This is a genomic window from Acinetobacter sp. UBA2063 (genome assembly GCF_002333245.1).
Taxonomy (GTDB): domain Bacteria; phylum Pseudomonadota; class Gammaproteobacteria; order Pseudomonadales; family Moraxellaceae; genus Acinetobacter; species Acinetobacter parvus.
Genome location: NZ_DDAH01000044.1, coordinates 1 through 4,355, shown reverse-complemented (window position 1 = coordinate 4,355; position 4,355 = coordinate 1). Strand labels below are relative to the sequence as shown.

The 4,355-nt window shown below is 41.4% G+C and carries 5 protein-coding genes; 3 read left to right on the top strand and 2 right to left on the bottom strand.

The window, feature by feature from the left end; translation table 11 throughout:
* Positions 1-2 precede the first annotated feature (2 nt).
* The gene (locus B4H32_RS02220; protein ID WP_286799626.1) at positions 3-125 is read right to left on the bottom strand and encodes a hypothetical protein; all 123 of its coding nucleotides are present in this window, start codon (positions 123-125) and stop codon (positions 3-5) included.
* 69 nt (positions 126-194) lie between these two features.
* Here B4H32_RS02220 and B4H32_RS02215 point away from each other — a divergent pair, with 69 nt between their 5' ends.
* The 3 genes from B4H32_RS02215 (at position 195) to B4H32_RS02205 (ending at position 2,629) form a co-directional block, all read left to right on the top strand.
* Positions 195-1,070 (top strand): Hsp33 family molecular chaperone HslO, encoded by an 876-nt coding sequence (locus B4H32_RS02215; RefSeq protein ID WP_004680667.1) that lies wholly within the window; start codon positions 195-197, stop codon positions 1,068-1,070.
* A 255-nt stretch (positions 1,071-1,325) separates the two neighbouring features.
* Positions 1,326-2,291: a DnaJ C-terminal domain-containing protein gene (locus B4H32_RS02210; protein ID WP_286799623.1), complete on the top strand. Its 966-nt coding sequence runs from the start codon at positions 1,326-1,328 to the stop codon at positions 2,289-2,291.
* 11 nt (positions 2,292-2,302) lie between these two features.
* The gene (locus tag B4H32_RS02205) at positions 2,303-2,629 is read left to right on the top strand and encodes a chaperone modulator CbpM (protein ID WP_004680669.1); all 327 of its coding nucleotides are present in this window, start codon (positions 2,303-2,305) and stop codon (positions 2,627-2,629) included.
* Positions 2,630-2,691: 62 nt separating this feature from the next.
* Here the strand turns inward: B4H32_RS02205 and B4H32_RS02200 are convergent, their stop codons facing one another.
* On the bottom strand, positions 2,692-4,032 hold the full coding sequence (locus tag B4H32_RS02200) for a hypothetical protein (RefSeq protein ID WP_286799620.1): 1,341 nt from the start codon (positions 4,030-4,032) through the stop codon (positions 2,692-2,694).
* Between the last annotated feature and the right edge of the window lie 323 nt (positions 4,033-4,355).

Genomic DNA, 4,355 nt, shown 5'->3' with positions numbered 1-4,355 from the left:
AATTATTTCTCCAGAATGCTTGCCTGATGATCAGGTGACACAAACTGCTGCAAAATCGCCGCATGAAACATCTTGAGTTTTGGTAAAGCGCCACCATTATTGACTGCATACCGCCATTCACCCACTTGTGAAGTCTTTCAAACTTGGCAAGTCAAAGCGTTGTTTGTGCGCTGTACGGAATACTGGAGAAAAAGATGTCTGATTTACGCCAACGCTTTTATATTGAAGACTGCCCTGTTCGCGGTGAGGTGGTTCATTTGGAAGAAACGCTGCAAACCATTCTGGCACAACGTGAATATATGCCTGCGGTGCAAAGCCTGCTGGGTGAAATGCTCAGTGCCACCGCCTTACTGGCAAGCACGCTTAAAATCCGTGGCCGTATCAGCCTGCAAATTCAAGCCAATGGCACATTCAAGTGGGCAATGGCGGAATGCAACCACTTGGGTGAAGTGCGCGCACTGGCGGATTATGAAGATGACCCAAGATTCGTAGAGGGGTCGGATAGCCGTACTGTACTTGCATCACTGAGCAGTCCTGTTCTATTTATCAATATCGAACCTGAGCATGGCGAACGCTATCAGGGGATTGTACCACTGGATCAACCGACACTGGCAGGTTGCCTGATGCAGTATTATGACCTGTCTGCACAGATTCCAACACATATTGTTCTGGCAACCAACAGTAAACGTTCGGGTGGCTTACTGATTCAGTTGCTTCCGCGCAATAATGAGGAAGAACAAAAACTGGTGGATGAGGACTTATGGCCACGTCTGACCATGCTGACTGAAACACTAAAACCAGAAGAGCTAACCGACCTACCAGCCAATGAAATTCTCTATCGTTTGTATAACGAGGAAGAGGTACGTTTACCTGATGTTGAGCAATTAAAGTTCGGTTGTACCTGTTCAAAGGAACGCTGTGCCAATGCGCTGATCCAGATTGGGGTGGATGCGGTACACGAAACGCTGGAAGCACAGAATCCAATTCAGATGGATTGCCAGTTCTGTAATGCACGCTATGAATTTACCGCCGAAGAGGCTTTGGCCTTATTTGGTGAACATTTGAGTTAATTGATTTTTCTCATAAAAAAAGACGGGCTGCCGTCTTTTTTTATTTTACGTTAAGGTCTACTGGATAAGGCATTTATCCAAAACTCTATCTCAGTTAAAGTTATAGCCCAATGGATATCATGATCGGTGTCAGCCAAGCCAAAGTGCTGGCATTTTTTCCAAAACAACAAAACAAGTCTTATACAATCCAGCCTATTGAAATCTTGGCAATTCGCTTCATAATAAAAGAAACATCTCATTATTATATTTAAGATCATGGCAAAAAATTATTATGAAGAGCTCGGTGTTTCAAGAGATGCCTCAGCAGACGAAATCAAAAAAGCATATCGTAAACTGGCAAAGAAATATCATCCAGATATTAGTAAAGAGGCAGATGCTGAAGCCAAAATGCAGGCGATTAATGTCGCCTACGATACCTTGGGTGATGCCACTAAAAAGGCTGAATATGACCAGATGCTGGATCATCCGCAGGGTTTTGCTGGCTTTGGTCAGGGTGCTGGCGGATTTGGTCAGGGCACGGGTGGATTCGATGGTTCCCAGTTCTATCGCCAAAGTTCAGACGATGGGGGTGCAGACTTTAGTGGCTTTGAGGATTTATTTGGTCGATTTGGCTCAGGTTTTGGTGGTGGGCAGCAGCGTTCGCAACGCCAGCAACGCAGTTACAAGGGCGAAGACCAGCATGCCAGCATTCAAGTTGACTTAAATATTGCCTATCACGGTTCAACCCAACAGATTACCTTGCAAATTCCAACTTATAACGTCTATGGTGAGCCTGAAGTACAGCGGAAAACCTTGCAGGTTAAGATTCCAAAAGGAATGAAAGAAGGTCAGCAAATTCGCTTAAATGGTCAAGGGCAAAGTGGTATTAATGGCGGTGAAAATGGTGATCTTTATATTGAAATCCAATATAAAGATACCGATCGTATTCGTATTGAAGGGGCTGATGTCTATCAAACTATTGATGTAACTCCGTGGGAAGCAGCTCTAGGACAAAGCATTGAAGTCAATACTCCCGCAGGGCAACTCAAAGTCAACTTACCTAAAAATGCCAAAAATGGACAACAATTACGTCTCAAAGATAAAGGAATACCAAATAAAACCGCAGGGCATTTATATCTAATTATTAATATTGTTTTACCACCAGCACACAGTGAACAAGAACAACAGGCTTATCAACAGTTTGCCGAAGCCTTCTCCACTTTCCGACCTCGTGCCTCATAAGGAGCAAGATCATGACAACTATTCAATACAAAGAAATTCAATATGACGGTCACTGCCAAGTTGAAATTATTGATGAACAATTGGCACTTGATCTCGAACACTTTGCAGAAGCATGTGGCCAAAGTACAGATTGGGTTTTAAAACTGATTGATTATGAAATTTTACAAATCCAAGTCGATCCACAAAGTTATCAGTTTATCGGTGAAGATGTCGCCCGAGCACGTCGAGCCTATCGTTTACAACGTGACTTTGATGCCAGCCTATCTGCGGTTGCGGTGATGCTGGACCTGATTGATGAAGTGCAGCAACTCCGCAGGCAATTAAAACATTTTCATTAATTGAAAAATAAAAACTGAAATATAAGCCATGATGCTTATATTTCAATCAATTTCAAGTCTGGTCATTTACTTAACTGATTGAACAGTGCTAATTTTTGAAAGGTTTGCATACTGGTTGCATTCACAATATCAATCGCTTCACGTTTCGGCGCATAGTCAAAAGGCAGTAAATAACCAGTTTTTGCCGCTGTATTTTGATAAAAATCGGTATTTTTAGTATTTAAAGGTAATAACACTAACGACTGTGACTGAGGGATAGCTTTGATTTGCTTCTGCTGATTATATACAGTTCCTGCCTGATCTTTAAAATACCGATATGCACCTAACGAATTGTTTGGGTTATAGGGTCGAGCAACCGAATGTAAACCCAAGATTGGTTTAGAGGTAGATTGATCATGTCCCGTCAATGGTAGATAAAGTACATTAAATTTTTTCCAAAGTTTATCATCAGGGCTGCTCGTATAAGGGAAGTTGAGCGAGTAATCCCAGTTGCCATCAGGTAAGAATGAGTTGCCTGATGAAAAGATAACTTTTTTCATTTCATCATTCAGCACCTGATAACGATCTTGTTTATCATCTTTTGAACTTGCCCAAAATGCCCATTTCGATTCTAAACTTGGTGCAATCCCTGAGTCTTTTGATATATACACACCATCGTTATGGTTTTTATCCACTGTTCCAAGCCATTGTGGCGTGGGTTGTACTACCCAGGCACGCCCATAAATTGTCTGATATGCACCGAACATTTGTATAAAGACCAAAGTCGCTTTGTCTTTTCCTTGATCCTGAGGATTAAAAATATATACAGGATACCATGGGGTTTGCATTGGGGTATTTTTATACAGACTCAAAGGATTTTGCCCTCTGTCTCGATAAGCCACAGATTGCATGACTTTGTTGCCGTACTTATCATCGTTATACGCTGAAATATCTGCCCAAATGGCCAACTCAGGCTCGCCATTCGCCTGGATACGGAGTGGCATATATCCCCCAGATCCCTCCGACCAGACTTTACCTTTTACAGGGTCTAACAATGTTCTCACATAATCATAATATTCAGGTGTTCCCAATTCTTCATACAATTTACCTTGATAAATATTGGCATTTTCCGCTGTCTTCGCAATCTTACCAAGCTGATCCAGCATCCAACCATTCAAGATATTCGAGTTCACATCTACACCAGCGGTCATTGATTGGATTATGATTTCATAAGCCTTATCTGCGGCATTGCTATAAAATTGACTGAACTTTTGACTGAGTTCAGATGAAACCTGACTCACAGGTAAAGTCGATAAGAAACTTAAATAACTATTTAAACGTCCAAGTTTTTCCAGCTCTATCATTAAAGTCTGTAAATTTTCATATCCCTCGAACGTCTGTTCTGTTTCGTCAGGAATTTTCAAATCTGGGCGTAACTGAGGGATGACCTCATCATAAGCACGTAATTCAAAATCATTGGTAAATGTACCTGGTACTCGTACATTATTACCATTGTCGTCTGCATTCAGCGCAAACAGTAACGGTTTTTGCTCCGCTTGTTTTTGTTGATCTCTTGCCTCATTTAAAGCATTCAGCTCTTTTTGAAACTGTTGATAGAGTGTTACAGAACTATTGAGTTGAGGTTGAGGTTGTCCCTGCTCTACTTTTGCTTGTGTTGTTTGTGCATCTTTTTCTGGATCTGTTTTTTTTTATTATTTTTCCCTTTCTTCCAAACTCTTAAACAAAT